The organism is Ereboglobus sp. PH5-10 (genome assembly GCF_029504735.1).
Taxonomy (GTDB): Bacteria; Verrucomicrobiota; Verrucomicrobiia; order Opitutales; family Opitutaceae; genus Ereboglobus.
Genome location: NZ_JAQFIP010000006.1, coordinates 1 through 26,873 on the forward strand (window position 1 = coordinate 1; position 26,873 = coordinate 26,873).

Annotated in this window: 23 protein-coding genes; 12 read left to right on the top strand and 11 right to left on the bottom strand. The window is 60.9% G+C overall.

What is annotated here, in order from left to right; all coding sequences use genetic code 11:
• The coding region (locus M2447_RS06485; RefSeq protein WP_277557897.1) for an autotransporter outer membrane beta-barrel domain-containing protein at positions 1–2,619 on the top strand (2,619 nt) is incomplete at its 5' end.
• An 81-nt stretch (positions 2,620–2,700) separates the two neighbouring features.
• Here the strand turns inward: M2447_RS06485 and M2447_RS06490 are convergent.
• From M2447_RS06490 to M2447_RS06515, 6 genes are all read right to left on the bottom strand, one after another.
• Positions 2,701–4,062, bottom strand: a complete 1,362-nt coding sequence (locus tag M2447_RS06490; RefSeq protein WP_277557898.1) for a Gfo/Idh/MocA family oxidoreductase — start codon at positions 4,060–4,062, stop codon at positions 2,701–2,703.
• A 42-nt stretch (positions 4,063–4,104) separates the two neighbouring features.
• Entirely contained in the window at positions 4,105–6,186 is a 2,082-nt protein-coding gene (locus M2447_RS06495; protein WP_277557899.1) for a DUF1080 domain-containing protein, read from the bottom strand.
• 345 nt (positions 6,187–6,531) lie between these two features.
• Complete coding sequence (locus M2447_RS06500; RefSeq protein WP_277557900.1) at positions 6,532–7,602, bottom strand: uroporphyrinogen decarboxylase family protein; 1,071 nt, start codon at positions 7,600–7,602, stop codon at positions 6,532–6,534.
• 117 nt (positions 7,603–7,719) lie between these two features.
• Positions 7,720–8,364 carry a corrinoid protein gene (locus M2447_RS06505; protein ID WP_277557901.1) on the bottom strand — a complete coding sequence of 215 codons (645 nt, stop codon included), beginning with the start codon at positions 8,362–8,364 and terminating at the stop codon, positions 7,720–7,722.
• 299 nt (positions 8,365–8,663) lie between these two features.
• Complete coding sequence (locus M2447_RS06510) at positions 8,664–9,077, bottom strand: hypothetical protein (protein ID WP_277557902.1); 414 nt, start codon at positions 9,075–9,077, stop codon at positions 8,664–8,666.
• 97 nt (positions 9,078–9,174) lie between these two features.
• Complete coding sequence (locus M2447_RS06515; RefSeq protein WP_277557903.1) at positions 9,175–9,669, bottom strand: hypothetical protein; 495 nt, start codon at positions 9,667–9,669, stop codon at positions 9,175–9,177.
• 442 nt (positions 9,670–10,111) lie between these two features.
• Between M2447_RS06515 and sugE the strand changes: the two genes are divergently transcribed.
• The gene (gene sugE / locus M2447_RS06520; RefSeq protein WP_277510229.1) at positions 10,112–10,438 is read left to right on the top strand and encodes a quaternary ammonium compound efflux SMR transporter SugE; all 327 of its coding nucleotides are present in this window, start codon (positions 10,112–10,114) and stop codon (positions 10,436–10,438) included.
• A 29-nt stretch (positions 10,439–10,467) separates the two neighbouring features.
• On the opposite strand, the gene M2447_RS06525 is transcribed toward sugE, so the two are convergent.
• Positions 10,468–11,055: a flavoprotein gene (locus tag M2447_RS06525; RefSeq protein ID WP_277557904.1), complete on the bottom strand. Its 588-nt coding sequence runs from the start codon at positions 11,053–11,055 to the stop codon at positions 10,468–10,470.
• A gap of 85 nt (positions 11,056–11,140) precedes the next feature.
• Here M2447_RS06525 and M2447_RS06530 point away from each other — a divergent pair, with 85 nt between their 5' ends.
• The 8 genes from M2447_RS06530 to M2447_RS06565 all read left to right on the top strand — a co-directional run bounded on the left by M2447_RS06530 (position 11,141) and on the right by M2447_RS06565 (position 20,110).
• Positions 11,141–12,022, top strand: coding sequence for an SDR family NAD(P)-dependent oxidoreductase (locus M2447_RS06530; RefSeq protein ID WP_277557905.1), 882 nt, complete (start codon positions 11,141–11,143; stop codon positions 12,020–12,022).
• 125 nt (positions 12,023–12,147) lie between these two features.
• Entirely contained in the window at positions 12,148–13,866 is a 1,719-nt protein-coding gene (locus tag M2447_RS06535) for an exosortase/archaeosortase family protein (protein ID WP_277557906.1), read from the top strand.
• A 32-nt stretch (positions 13,867–13,898) separates the two neighbouring features.
• Positions 13,899–15,491, top strand: coding sequence for a ribonuclease Y (rny, locus tag M2447_RS06540; RefSeq protein WP_277510235.1), 1,593 nt, complete (start codon positions 13,899–13,901; stop codon positions 15,489–15,491).
• A 49-nt stretch (positions 15,492–15,540) separates the two neighbouring features.
• The gene (locus M2447_RS06545; RefSeq protein ID WP_277557907.1) at positions 15,541–16,119 is read left to right on the top strand and encodes a hypothetical protein; all 579 of its coding nucleotides are present in this window, start codon (positions 15,541–15,543) and stop codon (positions 16,117–16,119) included.
• A gap of 178 nt (positions 16,120–16,297) precedes the next feature.
• Positions 16,298–16,489: a hypothetical protein gene (locus M2447_RS06550; RefSeq protein WP_277510237.1), complete on the top strand. Its 192-nt coding sequence runs from the start codon at positions 16,298–16,300 to the stop codon at positions 16,487–16,489.
• 44 nt (positions 16,490–16,533) lie between these two features.
• A complete protein-coding gene (locus M2447_RS06555; protein WP_277557908.1) occupies positions 16,534–17,052 on the top strand; it encodes a thioredoxin family protein in 519 nt (172 codons plus the stop codon).
• Between the two features lie 166 nt (positions 17,053–17,218).
• Positions 17,219–19,201, top strand: a complete 1,983-nt coding sequence (locus M2447_RS06560; RefSeq protein WP_277557909.1) for an OPT/YSL family transporter — start codon at positions 17,219–17,221, stop codon at positions 19,199–19,201.
• Between the two features lie 204 nt (positions 19,202–19,405).
• On the top strand, positions 19,406–20,110 hold the full coding sequence (locus tag M2447_RS06565; RefSeq protein ID WP_277510240.1) for a DUF4412 domain-containing protein: 705 nt from the start codon (positions 19,406–19,408) through the stop codon (positions 20,108–20,110).
• A gap of 91 nt (positions 20,111–20,201) precedes the next feature.
• Here the strand turns inward: M2447_RS06565 and argJ are convergent, their stop codons facing one another.
• From argJ to prfB, 3 genes are all read right to left on the bottom strand, one after another.
• Positions 20,202–21,524 carry a bifunctional glutamate N-acetyltransferase/amino-acid acetyltransferase ArgJ gene (gene argJ / locus M2447_RS06570; RefSeq protein WP_277557910.1) on the bottom strand — a complete coding sequence of 441 codons (1,323 nt, stop codon included), beginning with the start codon at positions 21,522–21,524 and terminating at the stop codon, positions 20,202–20,204.
• 99 nt (positions 21,525–21,623) lie between these two features.
• Positions 21,624–22,766: a sialidase family protein gene (locus tag M2447_RS06575; protein ID WP_277557911.1), complete on the bottom strand. Its 1,143-nt coding sequence runs from the start codon at positions 22,764–22,766 to the stop codon at positions 21,624–21,626.
• Positions 22,767–22,876: 110 nt separating this feature from the next.
• Positions 22,877–24,023, bottom strand: a protein-coding gene (prfB, locus tag M2447_RS06580) for a peptide chain release factor 2 (protein WP_277557912.1) whose coding sequence is annotated in 2 segments (ribosomal slippage) — positions 22,877–23,950 and positions 23,952–24,023 — 1,146 coding nt in all. Because the reading frame shifts where the segments join, the coding sequence is not laid out codon by codon here.
• Between prfB and M2447_RS06585 the strand changes: the two genes are divergently transcribed.
• Positions 23,967–24,206, top strand: coding sequence for a hypothetical protein (locus M2447_RS06585; RefSeq protein ID WP_277510341.1), 240 nt, complete (start codon positions 23,967–23,969; stop codon positions 24,204–24,206). The two genes, prfB and M2447_RS06585, sit on opposite strands and share 57 nt — an antisense overlap.
• A 95-nt stretch (positions 24,207–24,301) precedes the next feature.
• The gene (locus M2447_RS06590; protein ID WP_277557913.1) at positions 24,302–25,732 is read left to right on the top strand and encodes a lysine 2,3-aminomutase; all 1,431 of its coding nucleotides are present in this window, start codon (positions 24,302–24,304) and stop codon (positions 25,730–25,732) included.
• Positions 25,733–25,787: 55 nt separating this feature from the next.
• Here the strand turns inward: M2447_RS06590 and pheA are convergent, their stop codons facing one another.
• On the bottom strand, positions 25,788–26,861 hold the full coding sequence (pheA, locus tag M2447_RS06595; RefSeq protein ID WP_277557914.1) for a prephenate dehydratase: 1,074 nt from the start codon (positions 26,859–26,861) through the stop codon (positions 25,788–25,790).
• Positions 26,862–26,873 lie beyond the last annotated feature (12 nt).

Genomic DNA, 26,873 nt, shown 5'->3' on the forward strand with positions numbered 1-26,873 from the left:
AACACCGGCGGCATCCTCCACGCCAACGCCGAAACCCGCCGCATCCACGGCCTGACCCTCAACGGCGGCGCGCTCTGGCTGCCCATGAACGGCGTGGACCCGGTCGAAGTGCTCAACGTCGGCGCGCTCTCCATCGCCGACCTCGGCAGCACGGTGGTCTTTGAAAACTACACCGGCGGCACCACCGCGATTATAGACTCGACCGTCCAGAAAAACTGGCTCGACCAGGACAACCTCACCGACAACGCCACGCTGCTCGTCGCCGCCGACACCCTCGCCGAGGCCGCCCCGCGCCAAATCGCCATCCACAAGGCCGACGGCACCGCGCTGTCCAACGGCCAGACAATCGAGCACGACGAAGTTTACGCCATCTACAACTACACCGCGCAAACCACCGGCAGCGCCAGCGCCCACACCAGCGCCACGCTCGCCGCCGGCCTCTACTACGACTACGTGCTGACCGAGCTCAACGTGAAGCAGGACAAAACCCTGCAACTCACCGACACCGGCGCGACCGACGACACCCTCTCGGCCGCGATCACCGGCGCCGGCAGCGTCACCTTCGCAACCGGCTCGGCCATGACCCTCACCGGCACGAACACCTACACCGGCACCAGCACGCTCGTCACCGGCACCGTGATCGCCGGCGCGGACAACGCCCTTGGCGCCACCAAGCTCATCCTCGTGGAAATCCCCGCCACCTTTGACCTGAACGGCAAGGCGCAAACAATCGCCGAAGGCGGCCGCATCGACGGCCACATCACCGGCTCGGGCACGCTCACCCTCAACGGCGGCACCCTCGCCATCAACAGCGCCAACACCGGCTACAACGCGCAAACCAACATCGCGCTGCCCGCCGCCGTGCACGCCACCGACGCCGGGGCGCTCGGCACCTCGCACATCCAGCTCGACGGCACGCTCAAAGTTGACGCCACCGGCACGATGCAAAACACCCTCGCCGGCTCCGGCCAGTTCCACGCCTCGAGCGGCGACATCACCCTTGTCAACTCCAGCGCCTCCTTCCACGGCACCGGCACGGTCACCACCGGCCGCCTCACCGCCACCGAAATCGACGCGCTCGGCGACGCACCGATCAGCGTGGCCGCCGGCGCGACCTTCGGGCAACTCAACATCACCGGCACCCTGCAAAACGCCCTCGCCGGCGAAGGCACGCACCAACTCGCCAACAGCATGCTCCACCTAAACAACCCCGCCGCCTACACGATTGCGAACACCGCGCTCGACGCCACCTCCGCGCTCATCCTCGAAACAACCGGCTACGCCTTCGGCAAACTCGACATGAACAACGGCACGCTCGCCTTCGCCAAGCTCGCCGACCGCGCCACCATCGCCACCCTCGGCACACCGGGCACGTTTATCATGAACGCCAACCTCGCCGCGTTGGACGAAGGCATCAACGACGCCGGCGCCATCGCCAACCACCTCGACATCGCCAACGCCGGCGCGGGCACGCACAACGTCTTTATCGAGACAAACGGCACGCTGCCCTCCGCGCTCAACGCCTCCATCGAACTGATCAGCGTGGACGCCGCGAGCACCACGACCTTCACCCTCGCGAACAACGCCGCCGGCAAACTCGAGTATGACCTCACCGTCTTCGAACTGGTCCGCGGCGACCTCAGCGACTACACGCCCGACGCGAACATGTGGTATCTCTCGGACCGCAACCTCAGCCACGCCGCCGACGCGATCATCAACACCGCCTCGACGCTCGCCATCGACTGGAACTACTCGCTCGACTCCATCCACCAGCGCCTCGGCGACATCCGCCTCGGCCTTGAGCACGCCTCCACCGGCAGCGTCTGGATCAAGTCGCGCGGCTACCGCCTCAACGCCCGGAACGAACTCTCCGGCATGTCCTTCCGCCAATACGGCTGGGGCGTGACCGGCGGCGCGGACAAAGTCTTCGCCACCCAAGCCGGCGCCAGCCTGCTCGGCGGCTTCATCGACGCCGGCGGCGTCAACCGCGAGTTTGACAACAACGGCAACGGCCGCACCAACAACATCGGCATCGGCGCCTACCTCACGCTCATCCAAACCAACGGCTGGTTTGCCGACATCACGGCCCGCGCCGACCGCTACTCGAACCGCTTCGAGGCGCGCGCCTACGGCGACACGACGACCAAGGGCCGCTACACCAACAAAGCCCTCGGCCTCTCATTTGAAGCCGGCCGCCGCCTGCAACGCACCGACGGCTGGTGGATCGAGCCGGCCGTGCAAATGAGCGTCCTGTGGCTCGACGGCGCCAGCTACACGACCGAGGCCAACGCCACGCACCGCGCGATGAAAGTGAAAATCAACGACTCGATGAACACGCAATACCGCGCGCTGTTGCGCTTTGGCCGCCAGATCAAGGACAGCCGCTGGCACCCCTACGGCAAGCTCGCCGGGGTGACGGTGGACTCGGATCGCGGCGCGATCAAGGCGCACGGCAAAACCTTCCGCACCGACTACGACGGCAAACGCATCGAAATGGGCTTTGGCACGAGCTACCGTCTCGACGCCGCCTCGCAGCTCCACATCGACTACGAGTATGCCAAGGCCCGGGCCTACGACCGCCCCTGGTCCATCAACCTCGGCTACCGCAGACTCTGGTAACCCCCCCCTTCATAAAACCCGCCCGCCCAAAAAAAGGCCGCCCCATAACGAGGCGGCCTTTTTATCTGCCCGCACTTTGGCTCAGAAGGAGCGGTAGGTTTTGTTTATGTATTGGTTTAATTCGGGCTGGCCGACGGCGGTGGCGCTGGCGGTGTCCCAACGGACGGGACGATCCGAAAGCAGGGCGAGGTTGCCGAGGAGGGTGGTTTCGGTGAGATCCACGGAATAGTCGACGAAGTTCGAGCACGGCGCGGGGCCCGCGCTGGTGATGGCGTTGATCCAGTCCATGTAGATGCTGCCTTTGACGATGCGGGGAATGGTTTTGGGCGGGCGGGCGGAGGCGAATTTTTTCGCAAGCTCGACGGGGAAGACGCGCGGGACGCCGCCGTAGGTGTTGGTGTCGTAGAGGGCGCCCTTGTCGCCAAGGTAAATCGTGCCGTTGCCGGCGAGCTGGGTGTCGGCCTCGAAGGAATCGGGTTTCCCGGGCTTTTTGCCGCCGTCATACCAGACGAGCTTCACGGGAGGACGGCTACCGCGGGCGGGGAATTGGTAGGTGATGACGGACCATTTGGGCCAGATTCCGTCGGCGATGCCGGAGTGCTTGGCGGAAACAGTGACGTCGCCGCTCAGTCCGAGGGCGAAGACGGGGGCGTTGAAGAGGTGGCAGCCCATGTCGCCGAGGGCGCCGCAACCGTAGTCGAGGAATCCGCGCCAGTTGAAGGGGGCGATTCCCGGGGCGTAGGCGCGGGCGGGGGCGACGCCTTGCCAAAGATCCCATTCGAGGGTGGGCGGCAGCGGCGAGGCGGCGTCGGGACGGGGCGCGGGCATGCCCTGGGGCCAGATGGGGCGGTTGGTCCAGCAGTGGACTTCGCGGACAGTGCCAATGACGCCGGCATCGATCCATTCCTTGGTGACGCGGCAGCCTTCGCGGGCGGCGCCTTGGTTGCCCATTTGTGTGACGACGCCGTGTTTCGCAGCGGCGGCTTTCAGGATGCGCGCCTCGCCGATGGTGTGCGAAAGGGGTTTTTCGACGTAAACGTGCTTGCCCCGCTCAATGGCGGCGAGGGCGATGGGGAAGTGCATGTGGTCGGTTGTGGAGATGGCGACGGCGTCGATGCGGTCGTGCATCTCCTCGAGCATCTGGCGGTAGTCGCGGTAGCGCGGGGCGAGGGGGAAGCGGGCGAAGTTCTGGCGCGCGCGGGCGAAATCCACGTCGCAGAGCGCGACGACATCGGCGAGCGGTGCGAGGCCGTCGATGTTGCTGTTGCCGCGTCCGCCGATGCCCACGAAGGCGAGGCGGACTTTGCGGCCGGAGACGAGGTTCCTAAACCCGGGGGCGGCGGGCGCGGCGCGGAGGCGTCCGAGCGGGAGCGCGGTCGCGAGCGCGGCGAGCGCGGAGGTTTGCAAAAAATGGCGTCGGGTGAAGAGGGTGTTTTTTTTCATGGAAATTTCTAATGTAACCGCTGAGGCGCGGAGTTCGGAGTGTTATTTGGAGGAGGCCGGCAGGGAGAGCTCGCGCAGCCAGATGTTGCGGAAGGAGGGACGGTCGGTGGCGTGGTTTTGGAGGACGAGCGGGAGCTTGGCGGGGTGCGCGGCATAGGGGACGCGGCCCCGGTGGACGGTCGGGCCGGTGAGGATGGCGCCGTGCTGGACGAGGATGCCGTTATGGAAGGCGGTGATGCGCGCGGGGGAGACGAGCTCGCCGGCGGCGTTGAAGCGCGGGGCAATGAAAACCACGTCGTAGGACTGCCATTCGCCGGGGGCGCGGGAGGCGTTTGCGAGGGGCGGGTGTTGTTTGTAAACGGAGGCGGCCTGTCCGTTGGCGTAGGTGGGGTTTTCGTGGGAATCGAGCACCTGGAACTCGTAGAGGCCCATGAAGATGAGACCGCTGTTGCCGCGTTGCTGGCCGCTTTTCACGGGGTTGGTTTGCGTGCGGAATTCGAGGTGCACTTGCACGTCGCCGTAGGAGGCCTTGGTGCGGAGGCTGCCGGTTTTTTCAACAGGGGTGAGGATGCCGCCGGCGACTTTCCACCGGGGGGAGGTTTCCTTGGCGCTGGTGGATTCCCATGCGTCAAGGCCGGAGCCGTCGAAAAGGACGGTGGCATCGGACGGAACGGCGGAGCCGGCGGGAGCCTTCACGACAGGGACTTTGGTCGTCCAGTCCTCGGTCTCGGCGGCGGGGGTGGTGGAAGGGAGGTAAGTGATGCCGGCGAAGGGCGCGGCGGAGCCGGAGCGAGCGGCGGCGGGAGGGAGCTTGTCGAGCGCGGCGGGATTGGTCGGGGTGTAGATGGCGGAGCCGCGGCGACGAAGGACGCGGTTTGCTTGGTCGGCGGTGAAAACGAGCGTGTTTTTTTCGGGGGTTGTGAGGGCGATGGTGGCGGGACCGGTGACGCGCCAGGTGCCTTTCTTGTTCTTGCCCATCCAGTTCTCGGTGTAGGTGTTGTCGGGGTGGAGGGTGAAGGTGGAGGTGTTTTTGCCGAGCTTGCCGGTCCAGGGAGTGGCGGTGAGGAAGGACAGGAGCGCGCCGTCATCGACACGGACAGGGGTGGACGGGGTTTTCTGGAGCGCGGCGGGATTGGTCGGGGTGTAGGTGGCGGAGCCGCGGCGACGGAGGACGCCTGCGCCGGGATCGGCGGTGAAGACGAGCGTGCTTTTTTCGGGGGTTGTGAGGGCGATGGTGGCGGGGCCGGTGACGCGCCAGGTGCCTTTCTTATTCTTGCCCATCCAGTTCTCGGTGTAGGTGTTGTCGGGGTGGAGGGTGAAGGTGGAGGTGTTCTGGCCCTTGCCTATCTTGGCGGTCCAGGGGGTGGCGGTGAGGAAGGACAGGAGCACGGAGGCGTCGGCGTCGCTGACAGGGGCGGCGACGGGAGGCGGCGGGAGGGCTTCGATAAAGAGGTTTCGGTATTCGATTTTACCCTCGGCGGCGTGGAGGCCGATGACTCCGGAGCGGGCGAAGTCGCGGAGCGCTTTTTTGAATTTGTTGCCGGTGCCACCGGGGTTTTTTCCAGCGGCGGTCCATTGCTCAAGATCGGCGCGGACAAGGCGTTCGTCATCGAGCCAGACGGTGATTTTTTCGTTATCGGCGCGGATGAGGAGTTTGTGCCAGGCGCCCGGCTCAATTTCGACTTGGCGCGAGGGGGCGACGAGGTCGTAGAGGGCGCCGACGAGGGCGCGTTCATTGTTGCCCGCGGGGTCGCCCTGAAGGATTTGGACCTCGATGGAGTTTTGCACGTAGTCCTTGGTGTCGGAGCAGCGGAGGAAGATGCCGCCGTCGGCCTTGGCTTGGGCGCGGAATTCGAGGGAGAGGTAGAAGTTGTCGCCGGCAGCCTTGGTCCATGCGACGCCTTTGCCGGTGAAGACGCCGTCCTTGCACGACCACGCGCCGGGGGCGGTGGAGACGTTGGAGAGGTTGGGTGCGAAAAGCGGGGTTGCGGCAGGCCACTGTTTGGAGCCGGGGGGAGCCTTGCTGGTGGCGAGGTCGCCGGGGTTGGCGATGGTGGCGGCCTGGAGGACGGCGCCAGCACAGAGGGCGATGGCGAGGACGGGGATGAGGGATTTTGTTTTCATGGAAATGCGGTGGTTATCCGGAAGGGTTCGGTGTCGATCGCGAGATCTTTTTCAATCCGCGGATGAACGCGACGCCAGAACAAAGGTTTCCGGACGGGATGGAAAGCATGAATAAAAATTTACCGCGCCGCGAGGCGGTTTAACCGGAGTCGCGGACGCGGCGGGCATGGCCGAGAACAAATGCTCCTTATGCCAACGACCCAAAGCTTTTATATTTTCGTCGTAGGGGCGTCGCTTGCGACGCCCGGTTTGAGAATCATTCGTAGGGCAAGGGCGTCGCAAGCGACGCCCCTACGGGAGTGGTGCAATGGCTTCGGGGTAATCGGAGGGTTGCGACGGACGCCGTCACGCCCGCATAAAAGCGTCCACCTTGCTCATGATTTCGGCCTCGCTGCCGGGGACGCTGAGGACGTCGCACTCGGTGCCGAGGATGAAGGGGTGGCCCGTGGCGCGCATTTTTTCCAGAAGCTCGCGCGCCATCGCGGCGACGTTTTCGGCGGTGAGTTGCGGCGCGTAGAAATTTTTGCTGGGCAGGTTGCCGTAGATGACGGTGGTTTTCGGAATCAGCGCGGCGTCCTCCCAGAGTTTGCGCGAGCCGCCAAGGCTGATGATTGCCGGGTTGAGCGCGCCGAGGCGGCGCACCATTTCGCCCGTGAGTTCGCCGCAGTCGTGGAAGATCAGGTCGACATCGTGCTCCGCGAGCAGCGCGGCGAAACGACGCATGGGCTCCATCACGTATTTTTCGAAAACGGCGTAGTTGGTTTCCTCCTGCTGCTTCGGGGAAAAATAAACCAGGTTTGCCGCGGGTTCGCAGACGAAGATCGCCTTGGCGCCGGCGGCGATTTGCGCGCGCAAATATTCATGGATGACGTGCTCGCCGAGCGCGAGAAGACGCTCAACCATGGCGATGTCGGGTTCGTCCCCGGCGGTGATTCCGGTGCCGGCAAGAAAGACGGGCATGATCGGGTCGGTGACGAGCTTGGTCATCAGCGAAAAGGGGCCGATGCACATGCCGATGGGGAGGAGGTCCGTGTGCGTTTGCGCGATGCGTGTGATCGCGTCGCATGTGGCGCGCATGCGCGGCGTGAGCGGGATGCCGGGGAGTTCCGTTGCGAGCGGGGGGAGCTTGGGCGGGTTTTCCATCGAGGTCGACGGCGGCGCAAAATGATAACTTTCGATTTCGTCCTCGGGAACGCCGCAGGCGCGCAACAGCGCGTCTTTTTCGAGCGTGAGGTCCATGAGCGGAATCGCGAGCGGGCAGTTGAAACGGCGCGCGGTTTCGGCAATCACGTCGCCAAGGCGTTTGCCGTCGAGGAGAATGGCGTCGTGGTCGGCATGCGCATGCAGAATGAGGTGCGCGCCGACGGGCGCGCGAAGTCCCTTGATGGCAAGGTCGGTGTAATAGTTGTTGTTCATGAAAGCGGATGAGGGACAGTGGTTTGTTGTGTGTTGAAAAATTAGGGCACGCAGTGGCGATGGGCGCGGACAGGAATGTCCGCGCAACATGTCAGAATAAGACGCGCGGTTTGGGCGTCAGGCGGTTGCGCCTATGAGCTCGCAGGCTTTGTCAACGGCGGAGCCGGCGTCGGAGCTGTAACCGTCCGCGCCGATTTCGTCGGCGAATTGCTGCGTGATCGGCGCGCCGCCGATCATGACCTTGGTCTTCGGGAGATTGGCCTCCTTGATGAGGGCGACGGTCGATTTCATCGCGGGCATCGTGGTGGTGAGAAGCGCGGAAAGGCCGACGACGTCGGCGTTGTGCTCCTTGGCGGCGGCGAGGAATTTTTCAGGCGTCACGTTCACGCCGAGATCGACGACGCGGAAATTCGCGCCCTTCCACATCATGGCGACGAGATTTTTGCCGATGTCGTGAAGGTCGCCCTGCACGGTCCCGATGACGGCGGTGTATTTCGGAACGATGCCGGCCTTGGCGAGAAGCGGCTCGAGCATGCCCATCGACTCCTTCATGGCGCGAGCGGCAATGAGCATCTCGGGGACAAAGATTTCGTTGCGCTTGAATTTTTCGCCAACGATGCCCATCGCGCTAACGAGGGCGTTGTCCACGATTTCCTGGAGGGGAATGTTTGCGTCGAGCGCATGCTGCGTGGCGGCCTTTGCGTCTTTGCTTTTGCCGCCAATGACCGCGGCGGAAAGTTGTTCGAGGATTGGGTTGCTCATAATATCAGGGTTTTATTTGCGGTTGAGGGCGCAAACAATACCAGAACCGCCTCCGGTTTGCTTGCACTTAAGTGCGCAAACTTTGGATTTTCGTGCGAAGAGACACGCAAACACACGCAGTCAAGAACGCCAGCAGACGCGAAGTCGGCAAGAACGACGTTCCCCACACACGTGCCAACGGGAAGGACGTTCGTTCGCCCTGCGGCGACCAGAAAAACAAAATCAACCAATATCAATTAACCCTTTCGACTGGGCTACTCCTTCGGGCTGAACTTCGGAGGAAGTCCTGATCACAAATTTCACAAATTGCCACTCAAAAACCCGCTTTTCATTAAGTATAAAAATAGAAACAATCCTATAAAAACAAATGGAGCAAATGACAAAAAAGAATATATCAACCATAAAAGCCTTTTCTTCTTCGGTCGCATTTCATCGATCTGATCATAATAATGATCCGTCTTCTTAAATATAAGAAATATTATATTAATTATACCCGTCAGAATAAAGAGTAATATATATATTGAAAAATAAACACGCAGCACAGTCCCACTGCATTTCAAGACATCACCCAAAAAAACCAAACCCAAAGCTCCCCACGCGCCCAAAGAAACGGTAAGAGCGGCGACGGACCTCAATTCGACACGAAACTTATTTTCAACATTTCCGCCTATTATTTTTGAAATAAAACAATACCAATAAAAATAGTATTTCATGATACTCATAAAATGAAGCGTTTGCCCTCGATAGTCATTCATTGCATATCAAAATATTCCTTAATACTTGATATCGTCAGATTTAGCCTTTCAAATTTTATATTTCTTTCTCCATATAAAGAAATTCAATAACGCCGGTAGGCATTGAACTGGTTTTATATATAATTTCCCTTTTGAACCTTCCAACAATCGTCACGTAACTTCCAGTTGTTTTTGATAATGACGACCCTTTGCCTACCTTCTCCACATATTTCTTAGGAATTTGCACATCGTCAGGAAGTCCATAAATCCACACACTATTTTTCATTACTCCTCCCTTGTGATCTTCTATGCTATTGTATAAAAATTGTTGAGATGGAGAAAACATAAAATAATATCCGCGAACTTTTATGAATTTCCCATCATAGCGCTCAGGAGATGAAATAAGGGAAAACATGGATACGTATTCGAGCCGTTCCTCTTGGGAGGATGCTGCGCATAATGGCCCAATGCTAATCAGGAGAATTCTCAATAGAGTTTTCATCATTTTGTAATAATTTTGAAGAAACCAGATCGATGCTTGTTGATTTTCATTAGCAGAGAAAGGGGCCAAGTAGCATGAGAATCAGAGCCGAGTAGCGCGGGTAAGCACAGCGGCGCCTGGTTGCCATGAACGATGCCGGAATTGATTATCACAAGCGACATCGTGTGACGTGCGCGCTGGATGCGCAAGGCCGCAAACCTTTGTGCGGCGCGAAGCGAGGCCAACTCGCCCGAGGCCTTTGGGCGTTACTTCAAGGAGCTTGGCGGGCAAACACCGTTTTGGATAGGGCGCGACGGTTTCCTGGCCGCCGCTCCATCGCACGCGCCTTTTGCATTCACCAACTTCACCTTACCCCAGACGCCGGTCTTCCATTTGCTTGCCAAGGGATGTTTGTTTTGCATGTGTTCCCCACAGCCATGCGAGATGCCGATGGCGGGTTTTTGAGCGCAAATCGCGCCCGGCCCGTAGGTGTCATAACTCATCAGTTGAAATTGTTTGGAAAGGAAAAGTTATGGCTTGGGTTTATCTGGTTATCGCGGGGGTTTTTGAAGTTGTCTGGGCGATTGGCATGAAGCAGTCGGACGGGTTTTCTCGGTTTTGGCCGGGTGTCGTCACAATTGTGTTCATGCTCGCCAGTTTCGCCCTGCTCGCGATGGCAATGAAACAGCTGCCGGTTGGAACGGCTTACGCGATCTGGACCGGCATCGGCGCGGCAGGCGCGGCGATTGTCGGGATGATGTTTCTCGGAGAATCGCGCGACGTGCCGCGCATCCTCTGCGTGTGCCTGATCGTCGGCGGAGTGGTCGGCCTGAAACTGCTGGCAAAACCCGCGGCCTAAAAAACCCGGGCTCGCCCGGGCGCCCTTCCCTATTCCGGTTTGCCACCCGACGCGCCAAGCATCGTTTCGACCCGCCCGACAATGTCCCCGACCGGCCAGAGGCGGCCGATGCCTTCGTAGCCGCAGGCGAGCGCGCCCTCCTCGGGGCCGATGAATTCGACGCCGCGCGTCTTGAGCGTGGCAACATTGGCGGCGGTCGCCGGGTGCGTCCACATTTTGCAGTTCATGGCGGGCGCGATCAGCACCGGCGCGCGACAAACCAGATACATTGAACTCAAATAATCAGGCGCGAGTCCGTGGGCAAATTGCGCGATCACGTCGGCGGTGGCGGGCGCGACAAGCATGAGGTCGGCCTTGTCGGCGAGCTCGATGTGGCCGGGCTGCCAGCTGTTGCCCTCGTCCCAAAGATCGGCGGCGACGGGATTGCGCGCGAGCGTTTGCAATGTCAGCGGAGTGATGAACTTTTGCGCGGCGGCGGTCATGACGGGAAAAATCTCCGCGCCGCGCTTGCGCAACTGGCTGGTGATCTCGGCCGCCTTGTAAGCGGCGATCGAGCCTGTGACTCCGAGAATGATTTTTTTGCCTTCGAGCGAGGGAATGGGCGCGGGCGTCGTCATGCGAAAAAACGAAACACCACTTTGCACGAGTCGCAAGTGTTGAAGCAGGCTTGGCAGCGCGCCCGGTAAATGACATTATGCAGCCATGCCAAAAAACAAAACTGTCATCGTCACGGGCGCGTCCTCGGGAATCGGCGGGGCCGTGGCACGGCGGATGGCGCGGGCGGGCGCGAACGTCGTCGTGTTTGCAAGGCGCGCGGAACGACTTGAGGCGCTTTGCGCGGAGATTGATCCGGCGGGGACTCGCACGCTCGCCGTCGCGGGCGATGTGAACGTGGCAATAGATCGCGAGCGGTTGGTGCGCGTGGCGGTGGGGCGATTCGGACGCATCGACGCGCTTGTGAACAACGCCGGCTACGGACAGCGCGGCCCGATCGAGCGGATTCCGCTTGAGGCGTTGCGCGCGAATTTCGAGACCAATGTGTTTTCGCTCGTCGCGCTCACGCAACTCGTCGCGCCGGTCATGCGCACGCAGGCGCGGCTCGGCAAGGACGGCACGGGAAAAGACGGCGGGCGCATCATCAACATCGGCTCGGTGGCGGGACGCATCACGCGCCCGATGTCGGCGGCGTATGATTCGACGAAGTTTGCGCTCGAGGGAATAACCGACGGGCTGCGCGGCGAACTCAAGCCGTTTGGAATCGACGTGGTGCTGGTGCGTCCGGGTTTCATCCGCACGGAGTTCGGGCAAGTCGCGGATGCTGTGTCGAATCGCGTGCTTTCCGGTGACGGCGCGGGACCGTATGCGCCCTATGTGGGGGATTTTCAAACAAAGCGCGTGAAGCTGCGGCGCATGGCGGGCGCGCCGGACGACATCGCGCGCCTCGTGGAAAAGGCGCTCACGGCACGAAGACCGCGCGCGCATTACAACGGACCGGCTCACGCAAAATTGTTTCTGTTTTTGAAATGGCTGCTGCCCGTGCGCGCAATGGACTGGGCGTTGCGAATGAAAAAACCAGCGAAATAAAACCTCTTGCGAGCGAGCCTTGGACTGCAACGGGTGGGGCATGCTCGCCGAGCGCGCCGGGAATTACGAGAGACAAACGCGGCAGTTGCAAAGCGCGGCGGCCTTTGCGAGAATGGGCGGCGTCAATGAAACAATCGTCGCGCATCAATTGCGTTCCGCCGTGGCTGCCCGTGCTTGTTTGCGCGCTGGCGGGCGCGGTTGTATTTCAGTTTTTCGGCAATGCGACGCGCGGCTACATCCACACACAATCGCTCTTCTGGTGGTGGGGCTGGCAATGGTTTGATCCGGCCTCGGAAACACAACACGGCCCGCTCGTCGTCGTCGTGGCCGCGTGGCTGTTCCGGCGAAACACACGAAATGCGGAAAGCGCGCAAATTGGCGGCGCAAGGGGCGCCCCCGCGATCGCCATGCTTGGCGCGCTCGCGCTGCATATCGCCGGTTATGCAATGCAGCAGACGCGCGTGTCGATTGTTGCGTTCCTGGTGTTCACGTGGGGCGTGCTCGCGCTTGCCGATTGTTGCAAAAAACAAGACGGGCGCGGCGCGGTTTTGTCGTGGTCGCGCGCGGCGGTTTTTCCGCTCGGGTTTCTGATGCTTGCGATTCCGTTCGGGTTTCTCGACACGCTTGGTTTTTACCTGCGGCTCGGCGTGGTGGGCACGGTCAGCGCGCTTGCGCACGGCGCCGGCATCGACGTGGTGCGCAATGGCACGCAGCTGTTTTCTCCGGATGGAAATTTTCAATACGATGTCGCCGCGGCGTGCTCCGGAGTGCGGTCGTTTGTGGCGTTGCTCGCGATGGCGTTGCTCGTCGGGTATCTCGGATTTCGCTCGTGGTGGCGGCGCGCGGCGCTGGCGGTGTTGTGCGTGCCGTTTGTGTTTGTCGGCAACGTGGCGCGCATCGGCGTGATCGTGCTGGCCGGCGAATGGTTCGGACACGCGGCGGGCGGGCGCGTGCACGACTGGTCGGGCTGGGTGGTGTTTTTGATTGTGTTCGCGCTGCTGCTCGGCGCGGCGCGGTTGATGCGCGAATCTAAAAAACGCGATTCCGATAAATCATATCATAATGATAATGAACAAGAAAAGGAACACCGCAACCCAATGGACCGCACCGCATTAAAAGCGGCGGGCTCGCGCGGGATGTCTGTTGCGGCGGCCTGGGTGGTGGCGGTGTGTGTGTGTGTGACGGCGGCGGGCGCGGCGTTTGCGACGGCGCGACTGGACACGGTCGCGGTGCGCGGGCCGGCCGGCGTGCGGCTTGCGTCCGACGGGGTGAACCCGGCGCCGTTGCCGGTGTTTTTGGGAACCAAGTGGGGCGGACGCGATGTCGAGGTCAGCGCGGTCGAGCGCGAATTGCTCCCGCCGGACACGGGTTTTGCGCGCAAAAATTACGCGCGCCTTTCCAATCCGCAACGCGAGCAGGTTTTTTTCTCGATTGTTCTCAGCGGACGCGACCGCACGTCAATTCACCGTCCCGAAGTCTGCCTTGTCGGCCAGGGATGGCGAATCAAGGGACGCGGCAGGGAGCGATTCGCGCTGCCCGATGGCGGAACGCTCGACGCCACGCTGCTGCGCATCGAGCGCGGGGTGGTTTTGGCGGATTCAAAAACCACCGCGACCATACCGGCCGTGTTTGTCTATTGGTTTGCCGGAAGCGATGGCACCGAGGCGTCTCACGCCGGAATGCTTTTGCGCGGCGCGACCGACCGGCTGCTGCATTTGCGCGCGGACCGCTGGGCGTATGTGGTCGCGCAATCGCTCGCCCTGGACGGCGAGGAGGCGGCGCGCGCGCGCATTGCCGAAGTGATCGCGCTGAGCTGGCCCGAAACCCGCGCAAGAAATGATTGAACTTTCCCGCCGCCGTTTTACCTTCCGCCACCTTGAAACTACAAAGCGCGATATTTGCCGACGTCGCAACAGCCACGACATTCTGGGACGAATACGGCCCCGTTTGGGTATTTGTCGTGGCTGGCGTCGCGGGCATTTTACTCGGGCTGGTGGGGTCCTGGATGGTCACGCGCTACTCGCGCCGCATGGCCGCGCACCAGGCAAACCAGCTTGTCGAGGTGGCGCGCCGCGAGGCGGCGGTCGAGGCCCATGAACTGCGGCAAAAAGTCGAGGAGGAGATGCAGGAAAAACGCTCCGAAATGACGCGCGAGTTTGACCGGCGCGAAATCGAGGCCGATCTCAAATTGCGCGAAATCCGCGCGCACGAGGAATCGCTCGCGTTGCTCGACCATCAACTGGAGCAAAAACAGGAGCGCCTTTCGCGCGAAAACGCCGCCGCCAAGCAGGCGCGCGACGTGCTTCGGGAAACGTCGAAAAACCTGCGCAAACGCCTCGAGGGCATGTCGCAAATGGACGCCGAGGAGATAAAGAAAATTTTGCGCGAGGAGGTCGAAATGGAATGCCAGGACGAGTTGCGCCTTCTCCGCCGCGAAACACTCGACCGCTCCGAGCACGACCTCGAAATGCAGGCGCGCCGCATTCTCATCGCCACGATGCAGCGCATGGCGTCAAAACCCAACGCCGACATCACCGCGACGATTGTCCAGCTGCCCAACGACGAAATGAAAGGCCGCATCATCGGCCGCGAAGGGCGCAACATCAAGGCCTTCGAGGCCGTCACGGGCGTCACACTGCTCATCGATGAAACGCCGCAGATGGTGCTCATCTCGTCGTTCGATCCTGTGCGCCGCGAAATCGCGCGCATCGCTCTCGACAGCCTCGTGAAGGACGGCCGCATCCATCCGGCAAGCATTGAGGAAAGCGTCAACCGCGCCGCCGAGGAGGTGAACATCAACGTGCAGCAAGCCGGTGAATCCGCCGTCGAATATCTCGGCGTGACGGGGCTGCATCCCGAGATCATAAAACTGCTCGGCAAACTGAAATACCGTTTTTCATACACGCAAAACGTGCTCGACCACTCGATCGAAGTGGGCTTCCTCGCCTCAATGATCGCCAGCGAAGTCGGCCTCGACCCGAACATCGCAAAACGCGCCGGCCTGCTTCACGACATCGGCAAGGCGGTTGATGGCGAATACGAGGGCAGCCACGCGACAATCGGCGCCGAGTTTGTGAAGCGCCACGACGAGACGCCCATCGTGGTCAACGCCATCGCCGCGCACCACGAGGAGGTGAAACCCGAGACCGTTTATGCGGGCCTGGTGATTCTAGCCGACACGATCTCCGCGATCCGCCCGGGCGCGCGCGCCGAGGCGATGACCAATTACATCCAGCGCCTTGGCCGCCTCGAAAAACTCGCGCTTGGCATCGACGGCGTGCAGCAGGCCTACGCGATCCAGGCGGGCCGCGAAATCCGCGTGCTCGTCTCGCCGCAACACGTCTCGGACGACCAGGCCCGCGAACTCGCCCGCGAACTCCGCCGCAAAATCGAAAGCGAGCTCCAATACCCGAGCACAATCAAGGTGACCGTAATCCGCGAATCGCGGTTCACCGAAACGGCAACGTGAGATTGCCCGCGCGCAAGCCGCCCAAACTTCATGAACAAAAGATAATTCCATGAGGCATGCGCTGGCAGTTTTGGTGTCATTCATTGGAATACTCCTTGTTTGCGCCGGTTGCAGAAAGAACCCCTACGATCAAAAAATCTCGGCGGCAAACCAGGAGGAGTTGAACCGCTGGCTTTCGTTCAACACACACCGCCTCAGTGTCCGGGAAATCGAGGAGATAAACAACAGCATGAGGGAGATAAGAATCTCATTCATGCTGCAGGATGCCAAAAAATCGAAAAGCAACGAAACCCTGAACCGGCTGCTTTGCGAAAAAATCAACGGCCTGCCCCTGAAAGAAATGGTGGTGATGGGCTACGAATTGCAAATCGGGCGCTATGAAGTCGAGCGATTGCGGCTGGTGGGGGATCTCCATCATAAAAACAAATTGAAAACACGCCCCGGCGACCTGGACTCGGAACGCTTTTTGCGGGAGCAAAAGGAAATGGTGGGCGAGCAAATAGGCGAATTCGACTCGCGCATTGAGCGGTGCAAGACGCGCATCAAAGAACTTTGCGAAAAATTCGCCATGCCCGATCCGGCAACCGACTCCACCCCGCCGGAGCGAATCAGCACCGGGGACTCTTGATTTTTTGGGGCGGGGATTGCCGCGCCGCGAGGGCGCGAGCCCCATAGGCGCCAACCTGTTTGTTATTTACGCGCGCCAAAGGCGTGCCATTCGGCAGCCCAGGGTCGAGCTTGCGAGACCCTGGGGAAACGATGGAAGACAACGCGCCCTGTAAGGGCGCTACAAATAACGTTTCAAAATGAACGCCGTGCGTTTCTCGCAAACCATGTCATCGTTTACGATGAATGTTACGCGTGGGATTGAGGCGCATGTGGCACCGCTTGAGCACGGCATTGTGCGCAAGCGGCTGGTTGCAAACGTATTCACGTCATCCGCGTTTGGGCTTGATAAGCAACATGTGGAAAAGAAGATGCCCGAATGTCCCAAATAACCCTGACACCGCGCCAACTCGCCGTCGGCGGAGGCTGTTTCGCCGTGGCGCTGTTTGCCGGTATTTTCCTAGTTGTCTCCGGCAATCAAGACCGGGACATCCAGCAGGAGCCTGTTCAGACTTTCACGCCTCCGGCGGCCAGCGTTGCGAGTCCCGGCGCGGCGGCGCAAAAACAAGAGACGCCCGCGCCGGCAAAACGTCCGGCAGGCAAGGTTTACCCCAAGGAAATCGCCTATGGCGAGGAGGTGGATATCAAGGATTATGCGGTTCCGGATAAGATGATGATATTCGATTTCACCAGCCAGTATTGTCCGCCGTGCCGCCGGGTCGCGCCGCGCCTCGAAAAGTTGCATTTCGATCGCGAGGATGTCGTGGTGGTCAAGGTGAACATAAACCGACCGGGCGTGCGGGGCATTGATTTTCGCTCGCCGGTGGCACTCAAATACCGGCTGCCCTACGTGCCCTACTTTGTGGTTCTGCCCGCTGATCGCAGCCGTGTCATCGAGGGAAAGGACGCCGCGAACATGGTGTATGAAATGTTGCAAAAGAACGAACGCGGATGACCCGGCGGGGCGGTGTTGATTCGCGCCCGCGCTGAACGCGGCCGGACACCGGGTTTTTGGCCCGGAAGCGAATTTGAAAAGCGTGCTCGCCCTCGGGCGGCAATTCCGGCAAACGCAAACCTTTTCATATTTAGACCAAACGCACTCCGCTATCCCTCACCAAGCCATGGCAATCCATCAACTGAACGAAGAACAAATCCGCACCTGGACTCGCGAGCAAAAGGACCACTGGTGGTTCACAAACATCTTTCGCGGCAACATGCCGCAGCTCACGCTCCGCTCCGGCATCACGGGTTTTGTTCTCGGCGGCATCCTCGCCTCGACCAACCTCTACGTCGGCGCCAAGACCGGCTCGACGCTCGGCGTGGGGCTCACGTCGGTGATTTTGGCGTTTGCGCTGTTCCGCGTCATGTCGCGCATGGGACTGGCGAAGGATTTCACGATTCTGGAAAACAACGCCATGCAGTCCATCGCCACGGCGGCGGGTTACATGACCTCGCCGTTCATCTCGTCGCTCGCGGCCTACATGCTCGTCACGGGAAACATCGTTCCCTGGTGGCAAATGCTGTTGTGGAACGTGGTTATTTCGATCACCGGCGTGCTGGTGGCGTTTCCGATGAAGCGGCGCTTTATCAACGAGGACCAGCTTCCGTTTCCCGAGGGGCGCGCGTGCGGCGTCGTGCTCGACACACTTTACACGGGCGAGGGCGCGAGCGGCTTGTTCAAGGCAAAGGTGCTCGCCGTCGCCGCGGTGCTGGCCGCGGGCATGCAAATGGTCATGGGCGAGGGCTGGATGAAGTTAATCCAGTTCAAGTTGCTCCGCCTTTCCGGCAATCCGAAGGAAGGCGCGCTCTGGCACTTCAACGAAATGGTCGACCAGTATTATTACAACATCGCCACCTGGGTCCCGAAAATCATGGGAACCGACATCCGCGAGCTCGGCCTGCGCGTGAGTTTCGACTTGAGCATGATCGGCGTCGGCGGGCTCATGGGCATCCGCATCGCGACGAGCATGCTGATCGGCATGATAATCAATTATGTGTGGCTCGCGCCGTGGATGATCCAGCTCGGCGACATCACGCGCAAGGTCGGCCCCGACGGCACGCTGCTCCCGCTCAACCGCGGCGAGATTGTGAACCAGTGGTCGCTCTGGTGGGCGATTGCGATGATGGTGGTCGGCTCAATGGTGGGCCTGTTCGGCAAACCAAAGATGATCATCAGCGCGTTCACCGGCCTGTTTAAGAAAAAGGAAAAGGTGAAGAAGGGTCACGACGTGCTCAAGCACATCGAGGTGCCGCTGTGGATATCGTTCGTCGGCGTGCCGCTGTTCGCGTTGCTCGGCGCGAGCATGGCGCATTGGTTTTTCGGAGCGAGCTGGGTGCTTTCGCTCGTGGCGGTGCCGCTCATCTGCGTGCTCTCGATCATCGCGACCAACTCGATGGCGCTCACCTCGTGGACGCCCGTCGGCGCGCTTTCCAAGATCACGCAATTCACCATGGGCGCGCTCCAGCCGCACAACGCGGCGACAAACCTCACAACCGCCGGCATGACCGCCGAGGTCGCGGGCAACGCGGCCAACCTGCTCTCCGACATCAAGCCCGGCTACATGCTCGGCGCAAAACCGCGCCAGCAGGCGATCGGCCACGTGATCGGCATCACCGCCGGCGCGCTCGCCTCGACGCCGCTGTTCTTCGCGCTTTTCCTGCCAAAAAATTCAGAGGGCGTGCGCAGCATCTCAACGCTGGTGTCGGACACCTTCGGAATGCCCGCCGCGCTTCAATGGAAAGGCGTGGCCGACCTGATTGCGAAGGGGCTTTCCAGTCTGCCGACGACGGCGGTCATCGCCATGGTGATCGCCGCGGTGGCGGCGCTGCTCTTCGAGGTTATCCGCATAGTGACCAAAAACAAATTCCCCCTCTCGGCCGTTTCGATCGGCCTCGGCGTGGTGCTGCCGCCAAACGCGACCATCTGCATGTGGTGCGGCGCGCTGTTTTTCGAGATCATGCGCCGCAAATACAAAACGCCAAACACCAAGGGAAACACAATCTGGGTCGAGTGCCTGGAGCCGATTTGCGCGGGCCTGATCACCGGCGCGGCGCTGATCGGCATCGGCGACGCATTGATACAAAACGTGCTTCCGATTTGGTGATCGGCGACGGCTCATCCAAAGCCGTCGCGCCCGCAAAGGGTGCCGCATTATATTATATAAAGTGATGCGCCGGCATCATGGCGCCTGTTTACACTCTATTCACATTATTCATGGAAAAATAATGTGAATAGGGGGCGCGCCGGATGACTGGGTTTGAACACGCGCGCATCCGGGCGCAGTTTGAACATGAAATTATCCAATACCATGAAAACAAAAGGGCGTTTTTTCACACTCACACTTGCCGGCCTCTCATTTCTCGCATGCGGTCTTTTCGCATTTGAGGGCAAAATAACCATGCGCGCCATTGATTTGGCCGGCGACGCGGAGCCGCGCAATGTCACGCTCCACGCCAAGGGCGAGCTTTTGCGCCTTGAGCCGGCGGCGCAAAACCCGAAGGACAAGCGCGCGGTCACGATCATTGACCACAGCCAGCGCAAAAAGACCGTGCTCATGCCCGGCAGGAAGGCTTACACAATAAAATGGTTTCACGGCCAGGTTGCGGAGCAGATGGCGGTTGATTTCAGCCAGACACAGTTCAAGGCAGCGGGCGTAACGGAAGAAATCGCCGGAATTGACGCTGAAAAATACACGGGCACGGCGCAGGATGAAAAATACACGGAGCTTTGGGTGACAAAATCGCTGGGAAAATTCCTGCTCGATTATCCCGGCATGGGCGAGGTTGACGCCGTTGGCAGCAATATCGAACAGGCCGCGTGGTCGAAATTCGCCTACTCGCAGGATTTTTTTGTGCTTCGCGCGGTCGAATACGATCGGAAGGGAGGCGCGGAAAAATCCCGTTTTGAGGTGACTGAAATCACCCGGGCCAAACAACAGGATTCGCTTTTCAAAATCCCGGAGGGTTATAAGGAAATCGACGCGCCCGAGGGGAGGAACAAACAACCCCGGTAATGCCGCGCGCGCCAAAAACACACAAGGCGAAAGGGCTGCCTCCGGCGCAACCGTCCCGCTTGCGCACGCCAATGTTGATACAATTATTATATCAACTCCGGTAATCCGCGTTTTCGCTCACGTATTCATGCGTGAGGTCGCCGCCCAGAACCGCGCAGTCGCCGTCGCCGCTCGCGAGGTCGATTTCGATTTCAACGCCGCGCTCGTGCGGCGGATAATGAACCGGCGGCGCAAACACGCCGTCCGCTGTCGGCGCGCTTGCGTAAAGCTCGGCCTCGCGCAAATGCGCCACAAGCGCGTTTTCCTTTTCCGGGTCGAGCCTGAACACGCCGTTCGCAAAGATCTCGACCCCGCCCATGCGCGCGCTCATGCGCGACACATCGAGTTCCGGCATGTGCGCGCCGACGTGTTTGCCGATTGCCTGCACAAGGCGCCCGACATTCGGATCGTTGCCCGCGACGGCGCATTTGAAAAGCGGCGCGTTGACAATCGCCTTTCCAAGCGCGCGCGCCGTGTCGCGATCGGGCGCGCCTTTCACCGCGACACGGATCACATGGCGCACGCCCTCGCCGTTGCGCACGACATCCTCCGCAAGGTCGCGGCACACTTGCGCGAGCGCCGTCTCGAACGCGGCATATTCGCTCGCGGCGCAGGGCACTTTTCCGGACGACACAAGCGCGACGGTGTCCGATGTGCTCGTGTCGCTGTCGATGCTGATGGTGTTGAAACTCAAATCGACGGCGCGCGCGAGCATGGCGCGCAGCGCGTCGCGCGGCACGGCCAGGTCGGTCAAAATATAAACGAGCATCGTGGCCATGTTCGGCTCGATCATGCCCGCGCCTTTTGCGATTCCGACGATGCTGCCCGCCCCGACGGAGGCGCGGCGGATTTTCGGATAAAGATCGGTCGTCACAATGCCCTCGGCGGCGGGCAATATCGAATCGCCCGAGAGGGCTGCGACCGCATCGGGCAGCGCGGCCATCATCGCATCGGCGGGAAGCGCCCAGCCGATGACGCCGGTCGAACTGGGTAGCACTTGCTCCGGCGAAATGCCGAGATGCCGGGCGGTTTCCGCGCAAATGCGCTCCGCCGTTTCCACGCCGCCGGGCGCGCAGACGTTGGAGATTTTGTTGTTGATGATAATCACGCCGAGCGCGGGTTCGGCGAGCCGTTTGCGTCCGATGATAACGGGCGCGCCGGGAAAGGCGTTGCGTGTGAACATCGCGGCAAAATCCGGCGTCGGTTTGTCGAGCGCGATGAGCGTGAGCGTCATGCGCGCGGGTTTCGGCGCCTCGACGGGGGTGAAGTCAAAGCGGGCGGTGCCGGCGCGAAATCCGGCGGGCAGCGCGGCTTGCGAAACGAGCCATGCGCGATGGGCGTCCTGGTTGGCAAAGGTGAGATTGGTCGAGGGCACGGCAGGGAAAGAGAAAATGGTAAGGAGTAAAAGGTAGCGCGGCGCGGCGACGCTGTCTAGGCCGCAAGTGAGAAGTTGCGATTGTCCGGAAGGATGGCGTCAGGGGGCCAGTTTCCATTTCGCCTGTCGCAGCACGGCGCGAGGGGATTCCTTTAATTGCTCATACCAGACGGTGAGGAGCGTGCCGTCGTCGAGTTCGACAGTGCTGGGATAGCCGAGGTCCCAAGAGTCGCCGTCGCTCGAAATGTCGATGGGCGGGCCCCAGGTTTTTCCGTTGTCCGTGCTGACGCGGGCCTGGTTGCCAAAGGGCGCGCGCCGATAGCCGTAAGTCATCACGAGGCGGTTGTCGCGCAAGCGCAGCAGGTGCGAGGGCAAACCCCACACGCCAATGGGACGGGGCTCGGTCCATGTCCTGCCGCCATCCGCTGACTCGGCCTGGAGGGTTTCGCGATTGTTGTTTTTGTTGTGGGTGCGAATCTGCGCGATAAGCGTGCCGTCGCCGGCTTCGACGGCGTGCAGCTCATGATAATTGGCCGCGCTGTCCCCGGGGCGCGCGGGGATTTCCGCCAGCCATTGCCAGGTGAGGCCGTCGTCGCGGGACTCGGCGACGCCGATTTTCCTCCCGTTGGACTCGAGCTGTTTTCCGGCGTAGAGCAGGCGTCCGTCCTTGAGCTGGATGGGGCCGTGCGGGCTGTTGACGATGGTGGGGATGGGTGGCGACCAGGTTTTCCCGCCATCGGTGCTGCGGATGAGCCACTCGCCCAGTTGCGATTTCCTTTCCGCGTCGTCCATCCAGGCGTGGGCGGCCCGCCACGCCGGCAGGCGGCCTTCGCGCACATGCGAACTTTTTTTGCCCGAGAGGACGACGTCGAGCTGCCGTTCATAATAGGAGGAGGTGAAGGTGGTGACGAGCAGGGTGCCTTTCGCCGTTTCCAGCACGCCGGCGTCGCGATCGTCCAGCGCGGTGTCAAGCAGCACGCGGGGCCATGACCATGTGCGCCCCTCATCCCGCGAGGTCATGGCGACCACTTGGCCAAAGGGATCAACATGCCCGTCCCGCCCGCCGGACCAGACGACCCAAAGTTCATTGTTGCCGCGGCGAGCCACGGTGGGCCAGCCATGATAATACTCCGGCTGCAGGCTAATGACCTTGGTTTCAAGAATGACGGCAGTCTCGCCCGATGCGATCAAGGCGGGGAGAAACAGCAGGGGAAGAAATATTCGGGGGTTTATGCGTTTCACGTTGATAACCAAGAGGCGGGAAATCGAGAGGTCAATTTGGAACGGCTCGACAGGGAAAACCGCCGCCAAAAAAGAAAGCGACCCCGTGGGATCGCCTCCGTTTTTATAAATCAGTCATCGTCCACCTTGATGTCCTTGTTGCGGTGGCGCGGACTGCCGGCGCGAAGCCAGCCGTTGACGAAGCGGTCGATGTCGCCGTCGAGCACGCCTTGCGTGTCACTGGTTTCGACGCCGGTGCGCAAGTCCTTCACCATCTGATACGGTTGCAAAACGTAACTGCGGATCTGGCTGCCCCAGCCGATCTCGCCTTTCTCGCCGTAGAATCTCTCCATCTCGCTGCGCTGCTCGTCGAGCCGGCGCTCGTAGAGGCGCGCCTTCAGGACGCTCATCGCGCTGGCGCGGTTCTTGATTTGCGAGCGTTCGTTTTGGCAGACCACAACCATGCCGGTCGGGATGTGCGTGATGCGCACCGCCGAGTCGGTCGTGTTGACGCCCTGGCCGCCCTTGCCGGAGGAGCGGTAAACGTCCACGCGGATTTCGGTTTCGGGAATGTCGACCTTGATGTCGTCGTCGATTTCGGCGACAACGTCCACCGCGCAAAAGGAGGTGTGGCGTCGTTTGTTCGAATCGAACGGGCTGATGCGCACGAGCCGGTGCACGCCGCGCTCAGCGTTCACGTAACCGTAGGCGTTTTCGCCCTTGATGAGGAGCGTGGCGCGGCTGATGCCGGCCTGGTCGCCGGGCTGCACATCCTGCACCTCGACCGCGAAGCCGCGGCGCTCGGCCCAGCGCGAATACATGCGGAAAAGCATGTCGGCCCAATCGTTCGACTCGGTGCCGCCCGCGCCGGCCTGGATGGAGAGGATGGCGTTGTTTTTGTCGAACTGGCCGGTGAGGTAGGAGGCGATTTCGAGCTTGTCGAGCTCCACGACCATCGCGGCGGCGGTGGTTTCGAGCTCTTTTTCAAACTCGGCCTGCTCGGCGCCCTCGGAGGCTTCGGCGAGCTCGACCATCACGTCGAGATCGTCCGCCCTTTTCTTAAAGGCGACGACGGGCACGACCGCGCTTTTAAGCCGGTTGAGATTGGCGATGTGTTTTTGCGCGCGCTCGTTGTTGTCCCAAAAATCGGGCGCGCCCATTTGCGCTTCGAGCGCCTCTATTTCGCGGGTCTTTTGGTCGACGTCAAAGAAACCTCCATAAATGACCGGCTCGCTTTTTTATGTATTCGATGTGGGAAAATGTTTCTGGTGTGATCATGATGTTGTTTGTGAGCCGCACATGGCGGCACGCGGGCGCGCAAGGCGCAAGGGGAAATTTGATTCGGAAAAAATCTTCGCAAAAACGAAATGCGGGCTTGGCAACCGGTTCTCGCGCGCCGCAAAATGTGTGTTACTCGAAGGCAAAGCCGCTTTTCGCCCACGGCGAAAGACAGTCGTTTGAAATTACACGCAGCGACGTTTGTTTTGCCACTAGAGTCCTTACGCGGGACGCAGCGCGTGTCGCCCAACAGCAATTATCAAAAGAAAGGACATTGTATGACGCCGCCCAACATCACGACAAAAAGGCCGTCCGGCCGGGGCATTCAACCGCGCAAATATCGGGCTATTCAACGCCGGGACCTCGACTCCCTGCCGCAACTCAGCGGCCTCTCGACGGAGGAGCTTCTCGGCATGAAGGCCGTCGCCGCGGTGCTTCCATTTCGTGTCAACGAATACGTGATCGAGGAACTCATCGATTGGGACGCGATTCCGCAGGACCCGATGTTCCAGCTCAGTTTTCCACAGCCCGACATGCTCGCGACCGACGACCTCGCCGCCATGCGCCAGCTCATCGCCGATGACGCGCCCGCCGCGGAACAATCCGCGCTCGCGCACGCCATCCAGCTCAAAATGAACCCCCACCCCGCCGGCCAGATGGAGGTCAACGTGCCTCGCCTTGAGGACGGCACGCCGCTCCCCGGCATGCAGCACAAGTATCGCGAAACCGTGCTCTTTTTCCCGAGCCAGGGGCAGACCTGCCACACCTATTGCTCGTATTGTTTTCGCTGGGCGCAGTTCGTCGGGATGGACGACCTGAAATTCGCCAGCCGCGAAGCCGACAGCCTCCGCCGCTACGTCACGCAGCACTCCGAGGTGAACAGCATCCTTTTCACCGGCGGCGATCCGATGGTGATGAACGCCTCGCTGCTCTCGCGCTATATCGAACCGCTTCTCGAGCTCGACCATGTGCTGAGCGTGCGCATCGGCACCAAGTCGCTCGCATGGTGGCCGTATCGCTTCGTGACCGACAACGACGCGGACGACGTGCTGAAGCTCTTCGAGCGCGTCGTGAAAAGCGGGCGCCACCTCGCGCTCATGGCGCACTTCTCGCACCCGCGCGAACTCGAAACACGCGTCGTGCAAGCCGCCATCCGCCGCATTCGCGACACCGGCGCGATCATTCGCTGCCAGGCCCCGCTCGTGCGCAACATCAACGACGATCCGCTGGTTTGGACGAATCTCTGGAAACGCCAGATCGTGCTCGGCATGGTGCCGTATTACATGTTTGTCGAGCGCGACACCGGCCCGAAAAACTACTTCGAGGTGCCGCTCGCCCGCGCGTATGAAATTTTCAACAAGGCCTATCGCCGCATGTCCGGCCTTGGCCGCACCGTGCGCGGCCCGTCAATGTCCGCGCTTCCCGGCAAGGTGCTCATCGACGGCATCGCCGAGGTTCGCGGCGAAAAGGTTTTTGTGCTGAAATTCATCCAGGGCCGCGAACCCTCGTGGGCGGGCCGCGTCTTCTTCGCGCAGTTCGATGAAAAGGCCACCTGGCTCGACCACCTCAAGCCGGCGTTCGGCGAAAAGGAGTTTTTCTTCGAGCCCGCGATGCGCGACATCAAGACGCACCACCGCGCGCCCGCATGGGGCGACCGTTCAAAGTTCGTGAAACGCCTTTCCGAATTCGGCCACGTCGAGTGGATGTGATTTGGAGACACGCGGGGCGTTGCGCGGCAACGCCCCCGCGGGCGGGAGCGGCAGCTTACCGCGGATAGCTGCCAAGCCATTTGACCATTGTGCAATACTGGCGCATCTCGGCGATGGCCTCGCGCATCTCGGGGTCGTCAATATGGCCGCCCGTGTCGATGTAGAAGTAATAATCCCACGCCTTGCGGCGGCTCGGGCGTGATTCGATTTTTGAAAGGTTGATTCCGCGCTTCGACAGGGGCTCGACCATTTTCAAGAGCGTCCCCGAGTGCAGGGCGGCGTTTTCGTCGAGCAAAACCAGCAGGCTTGTCATGTCGCGACCTCCGCCAACCGCGCCCGACGGCTCGCGGCCGATCACGAAGAAACGCGTCATGTTGTTCGCCTTGTCCTCAATGTTGCGCGCCAGGATCGGAACGCCATAGCGCACGGACGCGAGCTCGTTGGCGACGGCCGCCGCGCCGGGTTGTTCGGACGCGATTTGAACAGCGCGCGCGGTGCTCGACGCATCGCACAACTCGACATTCGGCAGGTGGCGTTGCAACCAGAGCCGGCATTGCGCAAGCGCCTGATCCTTCGAGTAAACTTTTTTGATTTGGTCGAGCGGCTCGTTCGTGATCAGGCAGTAGGAAATTTCCATGTAGAGCTGCGCGACGATTTTCAGCTCCGAGGAGACAAATTGGTCGATCGCGTCGCGCACGGAACCGTCGGTTGAGTTTTCAATCGGGATGATGCCGTAATCGACCTCCTTTTTTTCCACCGCGGTGAAAATGTCCGCAAACGAAGTCATGGCGTGGTAGTCCACGCTCGATCCGAATTTCCTGATGGCGGCTTGGTGGCTGTTTGTCGATTCGGGGCCGAGGTAGGCAATCTGCAACGGCTTTTCGAGCGCGATGGCCGCCGACATAATTTCGCAGTAAATCGCCTTCAGCGCGTCGTTTTTAATCGGACCCTTGCTGAGCGATGTGACTTTGCGCAGCACTTCCGCCTCGCGCTCGGCCACGTAGATTTTACCGCCGACGCTGCGCTTGGCCTTGCCGATTTCGGCGGCCAGGGCGAGGCGTTCGTTGATCAATTCGACAAGCTGGCGATCAATGACGTCGATTTTTTCGCGAAACGGGGTGAGGTCCATGGATGCGGGTTG

Bases quoted from the DNA above. Each gene is read 5' to 3' on its own strand.
- M2447_RS06490 (WP_277557898.1), bottom strand. From the start codon at position 4,062: ATGAAAAAAAACACCCTCTTCACCCGACGCCATTTTTTGCAAACCTCC.
- M2447_RS06495 (WP_277557899.1), bottom strand. From the start codon at position 6,186: ATGAAAACAAAATCCCTCATCCCCGTCCTCGCCATCGCCCTCTGTGCT.
- M2447_RS06500 (WP_277557900.1), bottom strand. From the start codon at position 7,602: ATGAACAACAACTATTACACCGACCTTGCCATCAAGGGACTTCGCGCG.
- M2447_RS06505 (WP_277557901.1), bottom strand. From the start codon at position 8,364: ATGAGCAACCCAATCCTCGAACAACTTTCCGCCGCGGTCATTGGCGGC.
- M2447_RS06510 (WP_277557902.1), bottom strand. From the start codon at position 9,077: ATGAAATACTATTTTTATTGGTATTGTTTTATTTCAAAAATAATAGGC.
- sugE (WP_277510229.1), top strand. From the start codon at position 10,112: ATGGCTTGGGTTTATCTGGTTATCGCGGGGGTTTTTGAAGTTGTCTGG.
- M2447_RS06525 (WP_277557904.1), bottom strand. From the start codon at position 11,055: ATGACGACGCCCGCGCCCATTCCCTCGCTCGAAGGCAAAAAAATCATT.
- M2447_RS06530 (WP_277557905.1), top strand. From the start codon at position 11,141: ATGCCAAAAAACAAAACTGTCATCGTCACGGGCGCGTCCTCGGGAATC.
- M2447_RS06535 (WP_277557906.1), top strand. From the start codon at position 12,148: ATGAAACAATCGTCGCGCATCAATTGCGTTCCGCCGTGGCTGCCCGTG.
- M2447_RS06545 (WP_277557907.1), top strand. From the start codon at position 15,541: ATGAGGCATGCGCTGGCAGTTTTGGTGTCATTCATTGGAATACTCCTT.
- M2447_RS06550 (WP_277510237.1), top strand. From the start codon at position 16,298: ATGAACGCCGTGCGTTTCTCGCAAACCATGTCATCGTTTACGATGAAT.
- M2447_RS06560 (WP_277557909.1), top strand. From the start codon at position 17,219: ATGGCAATCCATCAACTGAACGAAGAACAAATCCGCACCTGGACTCGC.
- M2447_RS06565 (WP_277510240.1), top strand. From the start codon at position 19,406: ATGAAAACAAAAGGGCGTTTTTTCACACTCACACTTGCCGGCCTCTCA.
- M2447_RS06585 (WP_277510341.1), top strand. From the start codon at position 23,967: ATGACCGGCTCGCTTTTTTATGTATTCGATGTGGGAAAATGTTTCTGG.
- M2447_RS06590 (WP_277557913.1), top strand. From the start codon at position 24,302: ATGACGCCGCCCAACATCACGACAAAAAGGCCGTCCGGCCGGGGCATT.
- pheA (WP_277557914.1), bottom strand. From the start codon at position 26,861: ATGGACCTCACCCCGTTTCGCGAAAAAATCGACGTCATTGATCGCCAG.